The 19,319-nt window shown below is 65.0% G+C and carries 17 protein-coding genes and 1 pseudogene; 6 read left to right on the forward strand and 12 right to left on the reverse strand.

Annotation, left to right across the window (positions count from 1 at the left end; all coding sequences use genetic code 11):
• Positions 1 to 10: 10 nt before the first annotated feature.
• From FRZ40_RS29020 to FRZ40_RS29050, 7 genes are all read right to left on the reverse strand, one after another.
• Positions 11 to 2,353, reverse strand: a complete 2,343-nt coding sequence (locus FRZ40_RS29020; RefSeq protein ID WP_147236398.1) for a hybrid sensor histidine kinase/response regulator — start codon at positions 2,351 to 2,353, stop codon at positions 11 to 13.
• The gene (locus tag FRZ40_RS29025) at positions 2,350 to 3,051 is read right to left on the reverse strand and encodes a chemotaxis protein CheW (RefSeq protein WP_147236399.1); all 702 of its coding nucleotides are present in this window, start codon (positions 3,049 to 3,051) and stop codon (positions 2,350 to 2,352) included. Before FRZ40_RS29025 ends, FRZ40_RS29020 begins: the two co-directional genes overlap by 4 nt.
• A complete protein-coding gene (locus FRZ40_RS29030; RefSeq protein ID WP_147236400.1) occupies positions 3,032 to 4,504 on the reverse strand; it encodes a CheR family methyltransferase in 1,473 nt (490 codons plus the stop codon). The genes FRZ40_RS29025 and FRZ40_RS29030 overlap by 20 nt, the downstream gene beginning before the upstream one ends.
• A complete protein-coding gene (locus FRZ40_RS29035) occupies positions 4,501 to 4,980 on the reverse strand; it encodes a chemotaxis protein CheW (RefSeq protein ID WP_028370132.1) in 480 nt (159 codons plus the stop codon). The genes FRZ40_RS29030 and FRZ40_RS29035 overlap by 4 nt, the downstream gene beginning before the upstream one ends.
• 60 nt (positions 4,981 to 5,040) lie before the next feature.
• Entirely contained in the window at positions 5,041 to 6,717 is a 1,677-nt protein-coding gene (locus tag FRZ40_RS29040) for a methyl-accepting chemotaxis protein (protein ID WP_028370131.1), read from the reverse strand.
• Positions 6,718 to 6,849: 132 nt separating this feature from the next.
• On the reverse strand, positions 6,850 to 7,224 hold the full coding sequence (locus FRZ40_RS44140; RefSeq protein ID WP_158647039.1) for a hypothetical protein: 375 nt from the start codon (positions 7,222 to 7,224) through the stop codon (positions 6,850 to 6,852).
• 37 nt (positions 7,225 to 7,261) lie between these two features.
• Positions 7,262 to 8,176, reverse strand: a complete 915-nt coding sequence (locus FRZ40_RS29050) for a LysR family transcriptional regulator (protein ID WP_028370129.1) — start codon at positions 8,174 to 8,176, stop codon at positions 7,262 to 7,264.
• Between the two features lie 109 nt (positions 8,177 to 8,285).
• Between FRZ40_RS29050 and FRZ40_RS29055 the strand changes: the two genes are divergently transcribed.
• Entirely contained in the window at positions 8,286 to 8,849 is a 564-nt protein-coding gene (locus FRZ40_RS29055; RefSeq protein WP_147236401.1) for an ester cyclase, read from the forward strand.
• A gap of 39 nt (positions 8,850 to 8,888) precedes the next feature.
• On the forward strand, positions 8,889 to 9,602 hold the full coding sequence (locus FRZ40_RS29060; RefSeq protein WP_147236402.1) for an SDR family oxidoreductase: 714 nt from the start codon (positions 8,889 to 8,891) through the stop codon (positions 9,600 to 9,602).
• Between the two features lie 18 nt (positions 9,603 to 9,620).
• On the opposite strand, the gene FRZ40_RS29065 is transcribed toward FRZ40_RS29060, so the two are convergent.
• Positions 9,621 to 10,007 carry a DUF488 domain-containing protein gene (locus FRZ40_RS29065; protein ID WP_028370126.1) on the reverse strand — a complete coding sequence of 129 codons (387 nt, stop codon included), beginning with the start codon at positions 10,005 to 10,007 and terminating at the stop codon, positions 9,621 to 9,623.
• Positions 10,008 to 10,076: 69 nt separating this feature from the next.
• Complete coding sequence (locus tag FRZ40_RS29070; protein ID WP_028370125.1) at positions 10,077 to 10,382, reverse strand: putative quinol monooxygenase; 306 nt, start codon at positions 10,380 to 10,382, stop codon at positions 10,077 to 10,079.
• Positions 10,383 to 10,590: 208 nt separating this feature from the next.
• On the opposite strand from FRZ40_RS29070, the gene FRZ40_RS29075 reads away from it, so the two are divergent.
• On the forward strand, positions 10,591 to 11,526 hold the full coding sequence (locus FRZ40_RS29075; RefSeq protein WP_147236403.1) for a dihydrodipicolinate synthase family protein: 936 nt from the start codon (positions 10,591 to 10,593) through the stop codon (positions 11,524 to 11,526).
• A 156-nt stretch (positions 11,527 to 11,682) separates the two neighbouring features.
• Complete coding sequence (locus FRZ40_RS29080; RefSeq protein WP_147236404.1) at positions 11,683 to 12,918, forward strand: porin; 1,236 nt, start codon at positions 11,683 to 11,685, stop codon at positions 12,916 to 12,918.
• A 266-nt stretch (positions 12,919 to 13,184) separates the two neighbouring features.
• On the opposite strand, the gene FRZ40_RS29085 is transcribed toward FRZ40_RS29080, so the two are convergent.
• Together FRZ40_RS29085 and FRZ40_RS29090 are read right to left on the reverse strand one after the other, a co-directional pair.
• On the reverse strand, positions 13,185 to 14,000 hold the full coding sequence (locus FRZ40_RS29085; protein WP_147236405.1) for an NAD-dependent epimerase/dehydratase family protein: 816 nt from the start codon (positions 13,998 to 14,000) through the stop codon (positions 13,185 to 13,187).
• A 39-nt stretch (positions 14,001 to 14,039) separates the two neighbouring features.
• A complete protein-coding gene (locus FRZ40_RS29090) occupies positions 14,040 to 15,356 on the reverse strand; it encodes an MFS transporter (protein WP_147236406.1) in 1,317 nt (438 codons plus the stop codon).
• 366 nt (positions 15,357 to 15,722) lie between these two features.
• On the opposite strand from FRZ40_RS29090, the pseudogene FRZ40_RS29095 reads away from it, so the two are divergent.
• Together FRZ40_RS29095 and FRZ40_RS29100 are read left to right on the forward strand one after the other, a co-directional pair.
• Positions 15,723 to 16,268: pseudogene (locus FRZ40_RS29095) on the forward strand (ATP-binding protein); the annotation flags it as partial.
• Positions 16,269 to 16,345: 77 nt separating this feature from the next.
• Positions 16,346 to 17,830 (forward strand): sensor histidine kinase, encoded by a 1,485-nt coding sequence (locus tag FRZ40_RS29100; RefSeq protein WP_147236407.1) that lies wholly within the window; start codon positions 16,346 to 16,348, stop codon positions 17,828 to 17,830.
• Between the two features lie 22 nt (positions 17,831 to 17,852).
• Here the strand turns inward: FRZ40_RS29100 and FRZ40_RS29105 are convergent, their stop codons facing one another.
• The gene (locus FRZ40_RS29105) at positions 17,853 to 19,001 is read right to left on the reverse strand and encodes a branched-chain amino acid ABC transporter substrate-binding protein (protein WP_028369377.1); all 1,149 of its coding nucleotides are present in this window, start codon (positions 18,999 to 19,001) and stop codon (positions 17,853 to 17,855) included.
• Positions 19,002 to 19,319: the final 318 nt, after the last annotated feature.

Raw genomic sequence — 19,319 nt, forward strand, 5'->3', positions numbered from 1 at the left:
CTTCCTGAGGTCATTGCGTCGCCTCTCCGATCAGATCGCGTACGGCATCGAGCAGCGCTTCGTCATGGAAGCTGCCCTTCGCGAGATAGTAGTCCGCGCCCGCTTCGAGCCCGCGCCGCCGGTCCTCGTCGCGGTCCTTGTACGACACGATCATCACGGGCACGTGCTTGAACGCCGGGTCGCGCTTGATCAGCGTGACGAGTTCGATGCCGTCCATGCGCGGCATGTCGATATCGGTGACGACGAGATCGAAGCTGCCGCTGCGCAGCGCGTTCCAGCCGTCCATCCCGTCGACGGCGACCGTGACCGCGTAACCGCGCTTTTCCAGCAGCTTGCGTTCGAGTTCGCGCACCGTCAGCGAATCTTCGACGACGAGCACATGCTTGCGCTGCCGCGCGGCCACGTCGTGCGCGCGGCCGATCTTGTCGAGCTGGCCGCCGCGTACGAGCTTGTCGACGGAGCGCAGCAGGTCGTCGACATCGACGATCAGCACGGCGTCGCCGTTTTCCATCAGCGCGCCCGCCGCAATGTCGCGGATCTTGCCGAGGCGCGCATCGAGCGGCTGCACGACGAGCATCCGCTCGCCGAGAAAGCGGTCGACGGCGATGCCGTATGTCTCGCGCTCGTCGCCGATCACGACGACGGACACCGACTCGCGCGCCGCATCCACCTGTTGGGCGCCGAGCAGCTGATGCGCGGTGACGAGCCCGACGGGCTTGCCGTCGAATGCAAAGTGCTGCTGGCCTTCGAGCATGTCGATACGGGCGCGCGCGAGTTCGAGCGTGCGGCGCACGTGCGCCAGCGGAAACGCATACGCCTCGCCGCCCACGTCGACGAGCAGGCTGCGCACGACGGACAGCGTCAGCGGCAACTGCATCACGAAGCGAGAGCCTTTGCCGGGATCGTTGAAGATGCGCACGGTGCCGCGCACGGCCTTGACCATCTCGTGCACAGCGTCGAGTCCGACGCCGCGGCCCGAGACGTCCGTGACATGCTCGCGCATCGAAAAGCCCGGCAGCAGCAGGAAGTCGAGCAGTTCCTGTTCGGACAGGCGCGCGGCAGTCTCCGCGTCGGCGAGCTTGCGGCGGATCACCGACGCGCGCACGGTGTCGAGATCGATGCCCGCGCCGTCGTCGCTGACGCTGATCAGCAGCTTGCCCGCGCTATGGCGCGCTTCGAGTGTCACGTGCGCGTCGGCGGGCTTGCCGCGCGCCATGCGTTGCTCGGGCGTCTCGATGCCGTGATCGATCGCGTTACGCAGCAGATGGCCGAGCGGTGCGTCGAGCATGTCGAGAATGTCGCGGTCCACCTGCGTCGACGTGCCGACGATCTCGAACGTCACGCGCTTGCCGAGCGAGCGCGCGAGATCGCGCACGACGCGCGGATACGCATGCGTCGCGTCGCCGAACGGCCGCATCCGGCATTGCAGCGCTTCGTCGTACAGCAGTTGCGCGAGGTTGGCGCTGCTGCGCTCGTAGCGATCGAGTTCGTCGATGCGCGCGCCGAGCGTCTGCTGCATCCCGTTGAGCGCCGTGCGCACATCGGCGAGCGCGGACAGCGCCACTTCGTCGAGGTGCCCGGCGAGCGTGTCGTAGAGCGCATCGAGTGCGAGCGAGGTGTCGCGCTGCGTGCGCTTCATGCGCAGCATCGACGAAGCGAACGGCTTGAGCCAGCGCGATTCGACGAGCACTTCGCCCGACAGGCTCAGCACGCGGTCGAGATTCGCGGCGCGCACGCGCAGCATGCGGTCGGCGTGCCGTGCGGCGTCGGGTTTTCCCGTTGCGGCGGCGGAGCCGGTTGAACCGGTGGAACCGGTGGAACCGGTGGAATCGGTGGAGTCGGCGGGCACGGCTTCCTGACGTTGGGCGAGCGCTTCCGCCTGCAACTGCGCCTGCAGTTGGGCATACACGTCGACGTCGGCGTCCGTGTGCTCTACGTCGTTCGTTGGCGCTTCGCCAGCAACGGCGGGAGGCGACGACAGCCGCCGCACGAATCCGTCGATATCCGCGCGCGTGACGGGCGCATCCGGCTTCGCTTCGCCCACACGCAACAGCAGATCGACGCCGCGCAGCAGCACGTCGATATGCGCGGGCGTCAGCCGCAATTCGCCGCGCTGCGCGCCGACGAAGCACTCTTCCATCAGATGCGCGATATCGACGCCGTCCTGCAAGCCGATGATGCGCGCCGCGCCCTTGAGCGAATGCGCGGCGCGCATGCATGCTTCGAGCGCGGCGGCGTCGGCGGGGCGCTGTTCGAGCGCGAGCAGGCCGTCGGACAGCACGCGCGTCTGCGCGCCGGCTTCCTCGCGGAACAGTTCGAGCAGCGACTGGCGGCTCAGATCGTCGTCGGTCATCGCAGGCTCCGGGCGATCGAGTCGAACAGGCGCCCGGGATCGAGCAGGCCGATGCTGCCGTCGCGCCACGCGAGCACGCCGCGCGCGTGCGACGCGGTGGCATGCGCGAGCGTCGCGGGCACGGGCAGCAGTGCTGTTTCCGCGTAACGGATCACGCCTTCCACTTCATCGACTGGGAATGCGACGGGCTCGCTGTCGTGCGCGGCGACCAGCATGCGCGGATAGCCGTTGCGTGCGGACCGTTGCGGGTCGGCGGCGTGTTCCACGTTCAGCATTTCGCCAAGCGAAACCGCAATGGTTAGCGCGCCGCGCACGTTGACGACGCCGAGCACCGCACGCGAGCGCTGGTGCGGCAGCGAATGGATCGCACGGATATCGTCGATTTCGCGCAGCACGGGGGTCGGCAGCGCGAGCCATTCGCCCGCGATGCGAAAGGCGAGCGCCGAATGCACGGCGGCCTCCTGGCGAGGCGCCTCGCCACTCGCGGTATCTGTGTTCCGGCGCGATGCGAGGTCCGCGTCGCTCAAAGGCCGGTCGAGCAGCCGTGCCGCACCTTGCGCGAACACGGGGCAATTCAGGCAGCGCGAATAATCGGCGAGGCGCGGACACGTGTTGTCGCCACGCGTGCCGATGCGGTTCCAGCAGTCGTCGACGCGCACGGTCGCCGGGCTCGCGAGATCAGGAGCGTCGTGAAGCATGGAATCCTCGTGACCGTTGTGCTTCGTCCGCAGATGTATCGGCCGCTTGCGCCGCTTGCGCCGCTTGCGCCGCTTGCACCGATAACGCCGCGCGCGCCGCCGAGCGTTGCGCGCGCTGCATCAGGTTCTGCGCCCCGGCGCGGTCGCCGCCGCCGATGTCGAGCAGGGCGGCCAGATGCGTGAGCGCCTCGTAATGCGCAGGGTCGAGATACAGCGCCTTGCGATAGAAATCGGCGGCGTCGGCGCCATGGCCGCGCGCATCGGCGATCAGGCCCAGCAGATAGAACGCGTCGACGTCCGGGCCATGCACGATCGCATGCTGATGCGCGAGACGCTCGGCGGCGTCGAACTCACCGGCATCGGCGAGACGGCGCGCGGCATCGAGCGACCGCTCTGCGGCAGGTTGCGGCGACGCATCTGGCGGCACCGCTTTGGCCGTCTGCGGCGCGCGCCAGGGCGTACGAGTCAAGGCGCGGTTCGCAGGCGATGGTTTTGCGGTCTCGCGCGTGTCCGCTGCTGCGAACGCAGACGCATGCGTCGCCGCCTTCGCCGCCTTCGACGCCAAAGGTTTCACCACGGGCCGCGCCGCATTCGCATCCTCCGGCGTGCTGCGCCGGAACGCGAACGCGAGCGGAATGCGCGCCGACGTCATCGCGTGACGCATCATCAGGCCGGTTTCGGCGGGGCCGACGAAGATCGTGCCGCCGTCGGCGAGATTCGCGTCGAGCAGGCGGATCGCGCGATCCTGCGCTTCGCGGTCGAAATAGATCAGGACGTTGCGGCAGAAGATGAAGTCGTAGGGCGCCTGCGTATCCGGCTGCAAATCGAACAGATTGGTCTGCGAGAAGCACACCGTCTGCCGTACGCGCTCGCTCAGTTGCCAGCTGTCCCTGACATCGTCAAGCGCGGTGAAATGCCGGTCGCGAAACGCGAGCGGATGGCCGCGAAACGAATTGCGTCCGTAGATGCCAACGCGCGCATGCTCGATCGCGCGCGTGCTGATATCGAAGGCATCGACGGCGAAGCGGTTCTCGCCGATGCCGTCGTCGAGCAGCGTCATCGCGACGGTGTATGGCTCCTCGCCTGTCGAGCAGGGCAGGCTCAGCACGCGCAGCACATGAGCAGGATCGCGCACGAGCCGCTCGTTCGCGAGCCGCGCGAGCGCGACATACGCTTCGCGGTCGCGATAGAACCAGGTTTCGGGCACGACGAGCGCTTCGATCAGCGCCTGACGTTCGTCGCGCGACATCGTCAGCTGCTGCCAGTACGCTTCGATGTCGGCGGAATCGGCGGACACGTCCGTATCGTGCGCACCTGCACCGAGGCGAACCACGCGCACGCGCTCGAGCACGGCGCGCTCCAGCGCGTTGACGCCGAGCGACGACGCGTCGATTCCCGTCTCCCGCAGGAGCCAGGCTTCGAAGCGCGGCACGAAAGCGTTCGCGGCGTTCATGACGTGTGAGGTTCGGGTTGAGGGAACAGCAGCGCTTTCACGTCGTCGTCGAGCATCTGCTGCACGTCGATCCACTGGATCATGCCGAACTCGTCGCTCGCGACGGGGCCGAGCCAGCGCGCATGCGGCGTCGCGATGCCGCTATCGGCGAAGCGCTCGCGTTCGATGCGGCGCGTCTGCGTCGCGCGTTCGACGATCAGGCCGATCACGCGCCCCGTCGTTCCGTGCGTATTGCGCGCATCGCGATAGCGGACGAACACGAGCCGCGTCGAACGCCATGGCTGCGACGGCCGGCCGAGCGCAAGCTGCGCGAGATCGATCACGGGCACGGATTCGCCGTGCCGCTCGATCAAACCCGCGACCCACGCGGGCGCGCCCGGAATCGTCTTCGCGGCCGTCAGTGCCTGCACTTCGACGATGCCGGCGGCATCGAGCGCATAGCGGTCGCCGTCGAGTTCGAAGAGAAGAAAGAGCATCGCCATCACCTTGTCAGGCTTGCCGGACGCATGCGTGCAAGATGGCGCTCAAACGCAGGCTCAAGCATCGATCTTGAAGCGCGACACGCCCGTGCGCAGCTGGTTCGCGACCAGCGTGAGATCGTCGATCGCCTGCGACGACTGGCGCAGCGATTCCGCCGTCTGCTGCGCGGCCTCCGACAGCTGCGACAAAGCCTGCGTGATCTGCTCGGCGCTCGTTGCCTGCGTGTGCATGCCTTCGTTGACGAGCTGGAAGCGCGGCGCGAGCGTCTGCACCTCGTGAATGATCTCCGACAGTTGCCCGCCGACCTGCTGCACGTCGCGCATGCCGCGCCGCACTTCTTCGGAGAACTTGTCCATGCCCATCACGCCCGCCGACACGGCCGACTGGATCTCCTTGACGGTCTGTTCGATGTCGTAGGTGGCCACGGCCGTCTGGTCCGCGAGGCGGCGGATTTCCGTCGCGACGACGGCGAAGCCGCGCCCGTATTCGCCTGCTTTCTCCGCTTCGATCGCCGCGTTCAGCGACAGCAGGTTGGTCTGGTCGGCGACCTTCGTGATCGTCGCGACGACCTGATTGATGTTGACGGCTTTCTCGTTGAGGATCGCGAGCTTCGCGTTCACGGAACCCGCCGCTTCCATCACGCTGCGCATCGTGTCTTCCATGCGCGTGAGGCCGCTCTGGCTCGTGCCCGCGAGCGTCGCCGACTGCTCGGCGACGGCCGACACCTCGTTCATCGTGCGCAGCAGATCGCGCGAGGTCGCGAAAATCTCCCGCGAGGTCGCGCCGATTTCCGTCGTGGTGGCGGCCGTTTCCGTCGCGGTCGCCTGCTGTTCCTTCGAGGTCGCGGCGATCTCGGCCACCGACGTCGTCACCTGCAGCGACGACTTCTGCGCCTGCGCGACGAGACTGTTCAGTTCTTCGGCCATGCGGTTGAAGCCGTCTTCGAGCGTGCCGAATTCGTCGCGCCGGCCGAGCTTCAGACGCTGGGTCAGATTGCCCGTGCGCATCACGTTGTGCACGTCGACGAGATTCGCCATCGGCACCGTGATCGCGCGATACAGCGAGAAGCCCGTGAACAGCGCAACCAGCAGCGTGACGCCAAGCGCCGTCGCGAGCGTGATTTCGGTGCTGGTGACGGAATCGCGAATGGCTTTCGCGGATTCGTCGGCCTGCATGCGGTTTTCGGTGACGAGTTCGTTAGCCGCGCGGATCACGCTGTCCCAGGCGGGCGCGAGCCGGGTGAACGTGGCCTGCGCGTCCGCTTTCGAAGCGGGCGCGGCGCGGATCGCGTCGTTCAGTTGCGGCAGGTATTGATCCCAGGCGGCGCGGAAGGCGCGGAAGTGCTCACGGTCCGCATCGCGATAGAGCGTGGCCTGATATTGGGCCGACACCTGATCGAAATTACGCAGCAACTGCGGCATGCGGTCGAGATCGCGCTTCGTCGCGGCCTCGCTGCTTTCGACGAACAGCGCGCGTTGCAGCGTCGCGTAGCCTTCATTGGCCGTCGCGCGCAGCGTCGTCGCGAGGTAGAGGCCGGGTACGGAATCGCGGCCCATGCTCAGCGCTTCGTCGTCCATCGCACGCAGGCGCGTCCACGAGATCGCGGCCATCACCAGCATCAGCACGAACAGCGCGCCGAAGCTCAGCATGATCCGGTTGCCGAGCGTGAAGCGGCCCGCGTGCTTCGGATCGAGCAGGGTGGTGTCGCTGGTGCGAGGCGTCGCAGTGGCCATTGTGATGACTCTTCCTGTGTGGAGGATGTGAGGCGGCGCGTGGGATGGAAAACATCCGGACGGTCCACGCCGACGCTAATGAGAAATTACACGATCGTCAGACGATTCATTATCGCAAAAAGGCTGGCAAATTCACGCCAGCTCGGCCATTTGGAAGGATTGGCCGGTTGCGTGCAAACGACGTCCGGCACTTCGAGCCGGGCCGTCCGCGCGCCGCGTCGCCGACATTGCACGATACATGCCTCGGACGCCATTTACGCGACGGCGATATGCATGCGCCGCGTGCACTTCGCTGCGGGCTTCGCCGCGCATCATGCGCTGAGCGACGAAGACTTCATCCGCGCGCGCAGCTATGTCGAAGAGGCCGTCGAGCATGATCCGAGCTATGCGCTCGGTTATCCCGGTCTGTCGAACGTGTTCGGCAGTACGGCCGCGCACGGTTTCCGTGCGTCGGCGCAAGGCTATCCGCGCGCGCTCGAACTCGACGGCAGCCTGCCCGAAGCGCATGAAAAAATCATCAAGCGCCGCGTGACAGCGGACATTGTCACAGCGTGTCCCAGCGCCACGCCTGCGCGAGCCGTTCGCGCAGAAAATCGACGAACGCGCGCACGCGCGGCGCGAGATGCTGGCTGTGCGGATAGATCGCGTGCAGCGGCGCGGCGGACATCGAATGCTGGGGCAGCACGCGGCGCAGCTTGCCCGCTAGGATGTCGTCGCCGACGTCCCAGATCGACTTGACTGCGATGCCCGCGTCGGCGAGCGCGAACAGGTGCGCGGCTTCGCCGTCGTTGGTGACGATCGCGGCATCGACGCGCACGGCGATGCTCTCGTCGCCTTCGAAGCGCCATTCCGCCCGACGCTGGTCGCCGATCAGGATGCAGCGGTGCGCCATCAGATCGTGCGGATGCTTCGGCGTGCCGTGCTGTTTCAGATAGGCGGGCGACGCGCACAGCACGCGGAAATTCGGCGCGAGCGGCCGCGCGATCAGCGACGAATCCGCAAGGCTGCCGAAGCGGATCGCGAGATCGAGGCCGCCTTCGACGAGATCCACGACGGCATCCGTCAGTTCCAGTTGCACGGCGAGTTGCGGATGCAGCCGCTGAAAATCGGCGATCAGCGGCGCGATCTTCTGGCGGCCGAGCTGGCCCGGCGCCGTCACGCGCAGCAGGCCGCTGACTTCCTGGCGGCGCTGCGACAGCAGTTCTTCCGCCTGCTCGATTTCGTCGAGGATGCGAACGACGCGCGCGTGAAACAGGGCGCCTTCCTCGGTCAGCGTCTGGCGGCGCGTGGTGCGCTGGATCAGCCGCACGCCGACGCTTTTCTCCAGTTGCGCGAGCCGCTTGCTGATCACGGACAGCGGCAGATCCATGTCGCGCGCGGCCGCCGACAGACTGCCCGCCGATACCACGCGGGCAAAGGCGATCAGCGCGGGGAGGCTGTCGATCCGGGTGTCGCTCATTCTTCTCAAAAAAGAAAGGATTCATCAGTCAGGAAGTGGTATTTCTTCCGTATCGCGAAGACTAGCATACGACTCAACGAATGCTTTGTTTTTCTTCAAGGAGCCCATCATGTCGAGCCGTCTTGCTTCCTCGCTGCGTCGCGCGGTGTCTGCTGCACTGGCTGTCGCTTCGCTGGCGGTTGTACCCGCATTTGCCGCTGCGCCGTCTGGCGCGCTCGTCGAGCCGCAGCATCTGAGCGTCGATTCGAGCCTGCCGAAGGCACAGCGCGACGCGCAGGTTCTCGCCGCGCGCCGCTACGACACGTTCTGGAGTACGGGCGATGAAGCGCTCGCCCGCGCCGCGCTCGCGCCCGGCTTCACCGACCGCACGTTGCCGCCGGGACGCGCGCAAGGTATCGAAGGACCGCTCGCTGCGTCGAAGTTCGTGCGCGCCGCAGTGCCCGATCTGCAGGCGGAGATCGAGCAGATGGTCGTGGCAGGCGATCGCGTGGTCGTGCACCTGCGCTTTCATGGCCACTTCACGGGGCAGTTCAAGGGCGTGCGGGGCGAAGGGCAGAACATCGATTTCATCGCGACGGACATCTACCGGATCGCCGATGGCCGGATCGCGGAAAACTGGCATCTCGAAGACAACCTGACGTTCCTGCAGCAGCTTGGCGTCGTCGCGAAGTAACGGCGCGACCTTTTTCATTTTCTGGCAAGGAGAGACATCATGAATTCGCTTCAATCGAAACGCGTGCTGATCGTCGGCGGCAGTTCGGGCATCGGCGCGGCGGCGGCGAAGGCGTTCGCGGCGCTCGGCGCGCAGGTGACGATCGCGTCGCGCAATGCGCAGAAGCTGACGGCGGCGGCACAGGAGATCGGCCGCGGCGTGCAGACGGCGGAACTCGACACGACGGACGCCGCGGCTGTCGACGGATTCTTCGCCGCGCAGCAGCCGTTCGATCACGTCGTGATTTCGGCTGCGCAGACGCCGTCCGGGCCCGTGCGCCAGTTGCCGCTCGACGACGCCTACCGGGCGATGGACAGCAAGTTCTGGGGCGCTTACCGCGTGGCGCGCGCCGCGAAGATCGCCGAGGGCGGGTCGCTGACGTTCGTGTCGGGCGTTCTTTCCGTGCGTCCGAGCAAGACGTCCGTGCTGCAAGGCGCGATCAACGCGGCGCTCGAAGCGCTCGCGCGCGGTCTGGCGCTGGAGCTGTCGCCCGTGCGGGTGAACACGGTCTCGCCGGGACTGATCGCGACGCCGTTGTGGTCGAAGCTGTCCGACGAGGCGCGCGACAGCATGTTCGAAGGCGCCGCAAACCGTCTGCCCGCACGCCGCGTCGGCCAGCCGGAAGACGTCGCGAATGCGATCGTCTATCTGTCGAGCACGCCGTACGCGACGGGCTCGACGGTGCTCGTGGACGGCGGCGGCGCGATTGCCTGAGCGCGCGCCGCGCAAGTTCTAGATGACTTTCGCGCCCCGGTCCGCGAGCAACTGACGCAGCACGCTGCGATGGCAGCGGTTCTCGTCCTCGCAATAGCAGCCGACCGAGAAATTGCTCGTGGCCGATAACGCGGCGAGCGTGTCGAGCACCTTCGACGCGTCGCCGTGATTCATCTCCGCGCGAAACTTGCGCACGAAGGCCTTCCATTCGGCATCCGTCTGCGCAGCCAGCGCCTCGCTGACGAGTTCCGGCGTGGGCGAGAGCGTCGGCAGCCAGACATCGTAGTAATTGCGGCGGCTGAAGTCGGACTTCGGCACGCCGCGCGGCGGACGCCGCACGGTGCCGATGCGCACGCCTTCGTCTGCGGCGCGGTCCGATCCGAGTCGAACGATGCGAATGGTCATGAGTCGAGGTCTCCTCTCGTTGTGGTTGTGACGATGCCGTTTCGATGCGCCGGCGCGCCGCCGGCAAGCTCAGCCGGGCGTGTTCTTCATGCCCAGCACGTCGATCCGGCCGATCTGCGGCGGCCCCGTGAACAGGTCGTTGGCGACGCCCATCAACGCCTTCGCGATCGGGCCGTCGAGATGCGCCTGACGGCCCGCCTCGTCGGGGAATGCGTCGAACACGCCGTAGGTGTGCTCGGCGATCTTCAGCGCGAACCAGATCGGCGTGGTGGTTTCCTGATTCGCCAGTTCCAGTCCTTTCTGCAGAAACGCCTCGACCTCCGCTTCCTTGCCGGGCTTTGCCTCGAAACGCGCGAACAATGCGTACCTGATCATCATCAGCCTCCTGTCGATGGATGGGGCCTGCTGCCATCCTTCCAATGTAATCGCATGTCGCCGCCGATGGCGACCGCTTCCGCGCGCCGCAAACTGTTGTCAAACGATTACATGGAAAACACCTAGTGCTCCATAGGTTGTTTGACAACATTGGCGCGCCGATGCTAATTTCTGGCACGTCCGCCATCCATTCGAACCACGAGACCTTATGAACGAGTCCCAGATCGATGCACGCGAATTCGCGTCTACCGTGATGGCAGTTCCGCCGCTCGCGCGTCGCGCCGATCTGTCGCTCGACATCGACGCCAACGCGGCGCTGATCCGGCATATCGAAGCGGGTGGCGTGCGTACGCTGCTGTACGGCGGCAACGCGAATTTCTATCACGTGGCCGTCAGCGAATACCGCGAACTGCTCGACATGCTGGCGGAGCACACCGCGCCCACTACGCGCGTGATCCCGGCCATCGGGCCGGACTACGGCAAGATGCTCGATCAGGCGCGCATCCTCGCGCAGACCTCGTACCGCACGGCGATGGTGTTGCCGCTGTCCGGTTTCACGACGCCGGCGGGCGTCGAAGCGGGGCTCACGCGCATCGTCGATACGGCGGGCATGCCGCTTACGCTGTACATCAAGAGCGAAGATTACGTGGATGTCGACACGCTCGCGCGGCTCGTCGATCGCGGCACGTTGATCGCGGTCAAGTACGCGATCGTCCGCGAGAACCCGGCTGACGATCCGTATCTGCGGCGTCTGCTGGAAAGCGTGAGTCCGTCTCGCGTGATCTCCGGCATGGGCGAGCGTCCCGCGCTGACGCACGTGCGCGACTTCGGCCTTGCAGCGTGGACGACGGGCAGCGGCTGCATCGCTCCGCACGCCGTGATGGGACTGCTCGCGGCCGCGAAGGAAGGGCGCGCCGCCGACGCGCAGCGCCTCTACGACGCCTTCATGCCGCTTGAAACGCTGCGCGACAACATCTCGCTGATCCGCGTGCTGCACGACGCCGTAACGTTTTCGGGCATCGCCGACATGGGTTCGATGCTGCCGCTGCTGAGCGCGACGCCCGTCGAACATCATGGCGCCGTCGCGCGGGCGGTGCGCGATCTGCTCGCGTTCGAACGCGAGTACGCGGCGGCCGCGGCTTAAGGCGAATCGGACGGCCGCTGAATTCGAAGAACAGAGCAGGGCAACAAGAACTCTCGCGCTGCGCGACCCTTGAGCGCACAGCACGACGAAATCAGGCAACAGCAACAGGCAACGACAGGCAACAACATCAATACCAAGCCCGAGGAGGGGATACGGATGGAGAAGAAGCAATTTTCTGGCGCCACAGCGGCACTCGTGATCGGCGCGTCGCTGGCAACGGCGGCGCCTGCCTTCGCGCAGAACAGCGTGACGCTGTACGGCATCGTCGATAACGGCATCGGTTATCAGTCGAGTTCGACGTCGCTCGGTTCGACCGCAAACGGCCACTCGGCAGTCAAGATGGTCACGGGCGTGTGGGCAGGCAGCCGCTTCGGCTTGAAGGGCGCGGAAGACCTCGGTGGCGGCACCAAGGCGATCTTCACGCTGGAAGAGGGCTTCAGCGCGAACAGCGGCGCAATGTCGACGAACAACCTGATGTTCAGCCGCCAGGCGTTCGTCGGCGTGACGAACGACGCATACGGTTCGCTGACGGCGGGCCGCCAGTACGCGTCGTACTACCAGCTGCTCTCGCCGTACAGCCCGACCACCTGGCTCACGGGCTTCTACGGCGCGCACGCGGGCGACGTCGACGGTCTCGATACGATCTACCGCGCGAACAACACGCTGCTGTACATGTCGCCGAAGCTCTACGGCTTCAAGTTCAGCGGCTCGTATTCGTTTGCGGGCGTGCCGGGCAGCGCATATCAGGGTTCGACGTGGAGCACGGCGGTGCAGTACGCGCAGGGCCCGATCGGCATCGCGGTCGGCTTCTCGAAGATCAACAACTCGAACGTGAACGGCGGCGCTTTCGGCACCGATTCGGCGACCTCGAACGCGGGTGCGCAGGCGGGTATCTCGGCCGTGACCAACGGCTACCAGTCGGCACGCGCGCAGCAGCGCTTCGCGGTCGGCGCGGGCTACACGTTCAACAGCCAGTTCGACATCACGGCGACGTACTCGAACGTGCAGTACATTCCGGGCGTCGGCTCGGGCTTCCACGATCTGTCGATCTGGAATTCGGGCGGCATCGTGCTGCACTGGAAGCCGACGGCGGCATGGGACTTCGCGACGGGCTACGCGTACACGCGCGCGACGAAGGCCAACGGCATCTCGAGCAACGCGTCGTACTCGCAGGTCAACCTGTCCGAGTACTACTCGCTGTCCAAGCGTACGGGCATCTACGCGCTGCAGGCGTATCAGCGCGCGAACGGCCAGACGCTGGCGCCGAACGCGACGGGCGGCGGCACGCACATCATCAACGCAACGGCAACGATCGGCGATGGCTTCAACTCGACGCCTTCGTCGTCGCGCAGCATGGTGGGCGTCGGTGCGGGCATTATTCACCGGTTCTAATGCTGGTCGAAGGTTGTGAAGCAGGACAGGGCGCCGCAATTGCGGCGCTTTTTATTGCAGGCGGCTGTGAGAAAGTTGTGATCAGGCAATGTCGGTATCAAACGACGGCGCCCGAAACGGTTCGGCGCGAAACAGCCGTTACCCAGCGTGCAGAACGCTACTGGCCATTCAGTCAAAACGCCGCCCGTGGGCGGCGTTTTTCATCATGTGATCGATGACCTGCATCAGGGCCCTGCACCTTGGGCCTGCGTCAGGCAGCGCTCTCCTCAGTCACGGCCACCGCGCTTCTCAGGCGGCGTGTAGTCGATCGTCACGAAGCTGCCGCCCTGAAAACGCTGAGCGACGGGATCGAGCGGATTGGCTTGCTTGAGAATTTCACCCGCATAGTCTTCGGAGTTCTGCTTCGGCTGATAGCCGAGCGGTGCCGCTGCGGAGTTGTCCCAATAGCTGCGCGTGTTGTTCGACACGCCCCAGACCACCTGAAATCCCAGTTCAGGCACCTGGATGCAGCGGTCGATCAGATGCAGGAAATCGTCATGGCCGAGCCATGTGCTCAGATGACGGAACTCGGTCGGCTTTTCGATGCAGCTGCCGATGCGGATGCACACGCTCTCGATGCCATGCTTGTCCCAGTACATGCGCGCGAGCGATTCGCCCCACGCCTTGCTGAGCCCGTAGAAGCCATCGGGGCGGAACGCGCAGTCAAGCGTGAGTTTGTCTTCGACGGGATACATGCCGATAGCGTGATTCGAACTCGCGAAGATGATGCGGCGCACGCCATGCCGCCGCGCGCCTTCATACACCTCGACGAGGCCGCGCAGATTGTTCTCGATGATTTCGGGCAGCGGCCGTTCGACGCTCGTGCCCGCCATATGAATCAGCACGTCGACGCCTTGCATCAGCCGGTCCACCACCGCGGGATCGCGCAGGTCGCCGTGCATCACGTCTTCGCCATCGAACATCGGTTCCAGTGCACGCGAGCCCGCGGCGGAACGCAGGTTCACGCCGCGCCCGTTCAGCGCGGCACGCAGGAAGCGGCCAAGCTGACCGCCCGCACCGCTCAACGCAATCTTTTTCGTCATGGTCAAACCTTCTTGTAGGTCAGGCAGGGGGTCAGCGGATCAACGGCCCGGCGTCTGCCGTCCGGCGAATTCCAGGGGCACGGCAGCGCGGGCCTGCGTGGAGGTCTCGCCATGGGTGATGAGCTTCCAGGCGACGATCGCGCCGATCACGTCGAACAGCATCAGGCAGACGAACAGCGGGTTATAGCCGAGAGTAGCCGCCAACGCGCCGACGATCAACGAGAAGATCATGCCGCCCAGCCAGCCGAACATGCCCGAGAAGCCGGTAGCCGTGGCCACCTCGTGCTGGCCGAAGACGTCGGAAGCGAGCGTGAACAGCGCGCCCGAAATCGACTGGTGTGCGAACGCGCCGATGCAGAACAGCGCGATCGCGACATATGGGCTGGATGCGAGCCCGATACATGCTGGGCCGATCATCAGCACCGCGCCGCAAATGATGACCAGCTTGCGCGACGTGATCAGCGACGCGTCGAAGCGGCGAATGAAGAAGGGCGCGAGGTAGCCGCCGACGACGCAGCCGAGGTCCGCGGCCAGGAACGGCATCCAGCCGAACAGCGCGATCTCTTTCAGGTTCATGTGACGCACGCTGAACAGATAGAGGGGAATCCAGAAGTTGAAGGTCTGCCACGCCGGCTCGGCGAGAAAACGCGGTATCGCGATGCCCCAGAAACGGCGCGTCGACAGCACGTGTCGCCACGACGGACGCGTCGTCGCATCCTGCGCGCGGCGCTCCTGGCCGGAGAGGATATATTGACGCTCGTCTGTCGACAGATTCGGATGATCTTCAGGCTTGCGAAAGAACACGAGCCACAGTGCGACCCAGATCAGCGCCGAGCCGCCCGTCACGACGAAGGCCATCTGCCAGTTGAAGGTGAGAATGCAGTACACGACGAGCGGCGGCGCGAGCATCGCGCCGACCGAGGTGCCCGTGTTCAGCCAGCCCGTCGCGATCGAACGCTCCTTCGCCGGAAACCATTGGCTGATTGCCTTCATGCCCGCCGGGAAAATCGCAGCTTCGCTCATGCCGAGCAGGCCGCGGAAGAATGCGAGCGAGGTCCAGCCGGTGGCGAGGCCGTGCAGCATGTTCGACGCGGCCCACGCGATGGCGAAGATCGCAAAGCCGATCTTGAGGCCGACGAAGTCGAGGATATAGCCTGCGATGGGCTGCATTACCGTATAGGCGCCCTGGAAGGCGGCGACGACATACGAGTATTGCTGGGTCGTCATGTGCAGCTTGTCGGTCAGCGTCGGTGCGGCGACGGACAGCGAACTGCGCGCGAGATAGTTGAAGATGGTCCCGAGCATGATGAGCCCGATGATCCACCAGCGTAGTCCTTTGATCGTGTGGCGTTGCATTGCTTGTCTCCTGCGGATGACGGTCGTCGTGTACCGCTGGCGATGCCGTCTGATGCGTCTGCGTATGTCTGGCGCGAGGTTGTGGGGAACGCTGCGGGGCGCGCCGTGCCGCCGCAGCGCGTGTTGCGAACGGGGATCGTTCTGTGTCGGGCATCGTCGCTTCGAGTCGTCAACTTGTCAAGCAAATGTTGTTGAAGCTTAGGGCGATCCCTGGTTTCAGCGACAGCGTCGTACTGCCTTTAATCTCACTATTTGCTTGATTAAAGCTATTTGTGAGGCCTGCGAAAGCATGACGCAACGTCTATCTGAGGTTTGAAAAGTTGTTTTACAACATGGCCTTGCGCTGCGGGGTTGTACGTCCGTATGAGACTGTATGGGCGCGCCGTCGAAATCGATACCTTGCTGGCGTCGTTCGAGCGGGTCATGGAAGAAGGCCGGCCCGAACTCGTGCTTGTTTCCGGCTACTCGGGCGTCGGCAAATCGTCGCTGGTCTACGAGCTGCATAAGCCGCTCGTGCCGCCGCGCGGCTTCTTCGCATCGGGCAAGTTCGACCAGTACAAGCGTGACATTCCGTATGCGACGCTAGCGCAAGCCTTCCAGAGCCTGATTCGCCCCATCCTCGCCAGACATGACGACGAGTTGGCCCGCTGGCGCGATGCGATTCGTGAGGCGCTGGGTCCGAATGGTCAGTTGATGGTCGATCTAGTCCCTGAGCTGAAGCTCATCATCGGAGAGCAGCCGCCTGTTCCCGAGCTTCCTCCGCAGGATGCGCCGCGCCGTTTCCAGCTGGTCTTCCGCCGGTTCATCGGCATGTTCACGCGCGAGCATCCGCTTGCGCTCCTCGACGATCTGCAGTGGCTCGACGCCGCCACCCTGGATCTGATGGAGGATCTGCTCACGCATCCGGACGTGAATGATTTCGCAGGTGCTGTCGAGCGAAATCGTTCTTCCCAGACTGATCGAGACGCTGATACGGATCGCGGTCGAAAATGCGGGCGCCGAGCGCGGTCTCCTCATCCTCGTTCGAGGCGGCGCGCGCGGAGGCGAGCCGTGCATCGAAGCCGAAGCGACGAGCCGACTATGTGCGGCGCACGCGGTCGCGGTCCGTGTTGTGCCTGCCCATGGTCAGGCAGGGGGAGCTTGTCGGCGTCCTGTATCTGGAGAGCAACCTCGCGCCGTGCGTCTTCACATCGGACCGCGTCGCGCTGCTGCAACTGCTGGCTTCGCAAGCCGCCATTTCACTGGACAACGCCGCGCTCTATACCGACCTGCAGCGCAGCGAGCATCGCTACCGGCAGCTCTTCAGCGAAACGCCCGTCGGCCTGTGGCAAACGGAGGCACAGACGCTGGTCGCGATGTTGACGTCGTTGCGGCAACACGGTGTGCAGGATCTGTCGCAATACATCGACGACCATCCCGAGTGGCTCACCAGTGCATACGAAGGACTCGTGCTCGAAGACGCCAACCATTACGCGATGCAGATGTTCGGTGCGCGCGACGGGCGCGAGCTGCTCGGCCCGTTGTCGTGGGTCTGGCGAGCGAATCCCGGCACATTCCGGCGCGCTGTGACAAGCCGGTATAACGGCGAAGAACTGTTTCAGGAAACGACGAAGCTGCCCACACTCGACGGCCGGGTCATCGATGTGCTCTTCACCGTTGCGCGTCCGCGCAAGAACGACGATCAGGGCATGGCCGTCATCAGTCTCGTCGATCTGACCGAGCGGATTCGCGCGCAGGACATGCTTCAGCGGGTGCAGGCGGATTTCGCCCATGCTGCGCGTATTTCGATGCTCGGCGAGCTGGCGGCGTCGATCGCGCACGAACTGAAGCAGCCGCTCGCCGCGATCAATATGAGCGGCCAGGCCGTACTGCGCTGGCTCAACCGGCCTGTGCCGAACCTCGACGAAGCGCGCGCCACGGGCGAGCGGATCATGGTCGACGCCGAGCGTGCCGTGAACATCATTCAGCGCATCCATGGGATGGCGGCTCGCGACACGCCCCAACACACGCTCGTATCGCTTGCGGACCTCATCGACGAGGCGCTTGGCTTCCTCGATCACGAACTTCAGTTGCACAGCGTCGCGGTGACGCGCGCGTATGCGGCGGGCGCGCAGCACGTGCTTGCCGACCGCGTCCAGTTGCAGCAGGTGATCGTCAACCTCACCGTCAATGCGATGCAGGCGATCACGCAAGCGCAAAGTGCGCGGCGCGAGATCACCATTCGGGTTGACATGCAGGATGCCGCCACGCTGTGCTGCGCGGTGGAGGACAGTGGACCGGGCATTGCCCCCGAACATCTCGACAGCCTGTTCGAAAGCTTCTTCACGACCAGGGAAAGCGGCATGGGCATGGGCCTGCCCATCTGCCGCTCGATCATCGAGGCCCACGGCGGGCGCATCCCGGCTGACAACAAATCGGTTCATGGCGGCGCGCGGTTCGGCCTCACGCTGCCGATGGCCAGCGGCATCCGATGAGCCGCTGGCGGGCGTCAGCCGCTCAGAGGCCGCTGACTGTCTTGACGGTCACCCACTGGCCGTTCTTTACCTGATAGACCGTGGACGAGCCGTTCTTCAGCGAGCCGTTCGCGTTGAACTCGATATGGCCCGTGATGCCGTCGAAGCTGATGCTTTGCAGCTTCGCGCGGTAGTCGTCGGGCTTCGTCGAATTGGCCGCCTGCATCGCCTTGATGGCCGTCCACGCCGCGTCATAGCCGAACGGCGCGTACGAAAGCACATCCTCGCCGAACTTCTGCTTGAAGCGTTCGGCGAACTTCGCGCCGACGGGCGTGCTGTCGAGGGGACGGCCATATTCCCAGGCCATTGCGCCTTCGGACACGTCGCCCGCGAGCTTGATGAAGTCGATGTCCTTCACGCCGCCGCCGCCCACGAATTGCGCCTTGATGCCGAGCTGGTTCATCTGCTTCATGATGCCGGCCGCCTGCGGATTGAGCGCGCCCACGAAAATCAGATCGGGGTTCTTGGCCTTGAGATTGGTGAGCTGCGTCTTGAAGTCGGACGCCTGGTTGGTCGTGTATTCGCGGTCGATGATGTCGCCGCCATGCGCCTTGACCGCCTTCACGAATTCGTCGGCTTCGCCCTGGCCGAACGCTGTCCGGTCGTCGATCACGGCGATGCGCTTGGCCTTCGTCGTCGTGACCGCGTAGGCGCCCGCCGTGCCCGCGTTTTGCGCGTCGCTCGAGATCACCATGAACATGTTCTTGAAGCCGCGGTTGCTGATGATCGGGTTGGTCGCGGCGGGGTCGATGTCGGGCAGACCTGCCTTTTCGTAGAGATCCGAAGCGGGGATCGTCGTGCCCGAGTTGAAGTGGCCGACAACGACCGAAACGCCCTGGTCGACCAGCTTTTGCGCGACCTGCACGCCGACGCGCGGGTCGGCCTGATCGTCCTGCGAGAGGAGTTCGAACGAGACGGGCTGACCGTTGATCTTGACGCCTTGTGCCTTGGCGTCGTCGAGCGCCATCTTGACGCCGTTCTGCAGGTCTTTGCCGTAATTGGCGTTGGGCCCCGTGAGCGGCGCGGCAAAGCCGATCTTTACGACTGTGTCCGCGCGAGAGGCGAGTGGTGCAACAGCGAGAAGTGCTCCAACTGCAACCGCGATCGGGGTGAGAGTCTTTGCAAAACGCATGTTGTTTCCTTTGTCGACAAGCATGAAATCGTTGTTATGGCATATAGGCCGGCTTTGTTCGCGTGCGTCCCGCGCTTCGCGCGGCGGGGCGGCGGCCGGTGCGCGGCTCCTGTCCGTATCGACTGCGTGTGAGTACCTCCTCAATAGGCGTGGCATCGGCAGAATCGCCCCGAACGGCCGACGCAGCGGCGATTGCTGGAAGCGACCGCGTGAAAAGACTATAGGAAGCCAATATCGCCCGGTCTTGATGTTTCGCGACGATTCCAATGCGCATTTCGGCATAACAGGCTTGTTCCAGGCAATCAGGGAAAATACGCG

This window comes from Paraburkholderia azotifigens, from assembly GCF_007995085.1.
In the GTDB taxonomy this organism is placed as follows: domain Bacteria; phylum Pseudomonadota; class Gammaproteobacteria; order Burkholderiales; family Burkholderiaceae; genus Paraburkholderia; species Paraburkholderia azotifigens.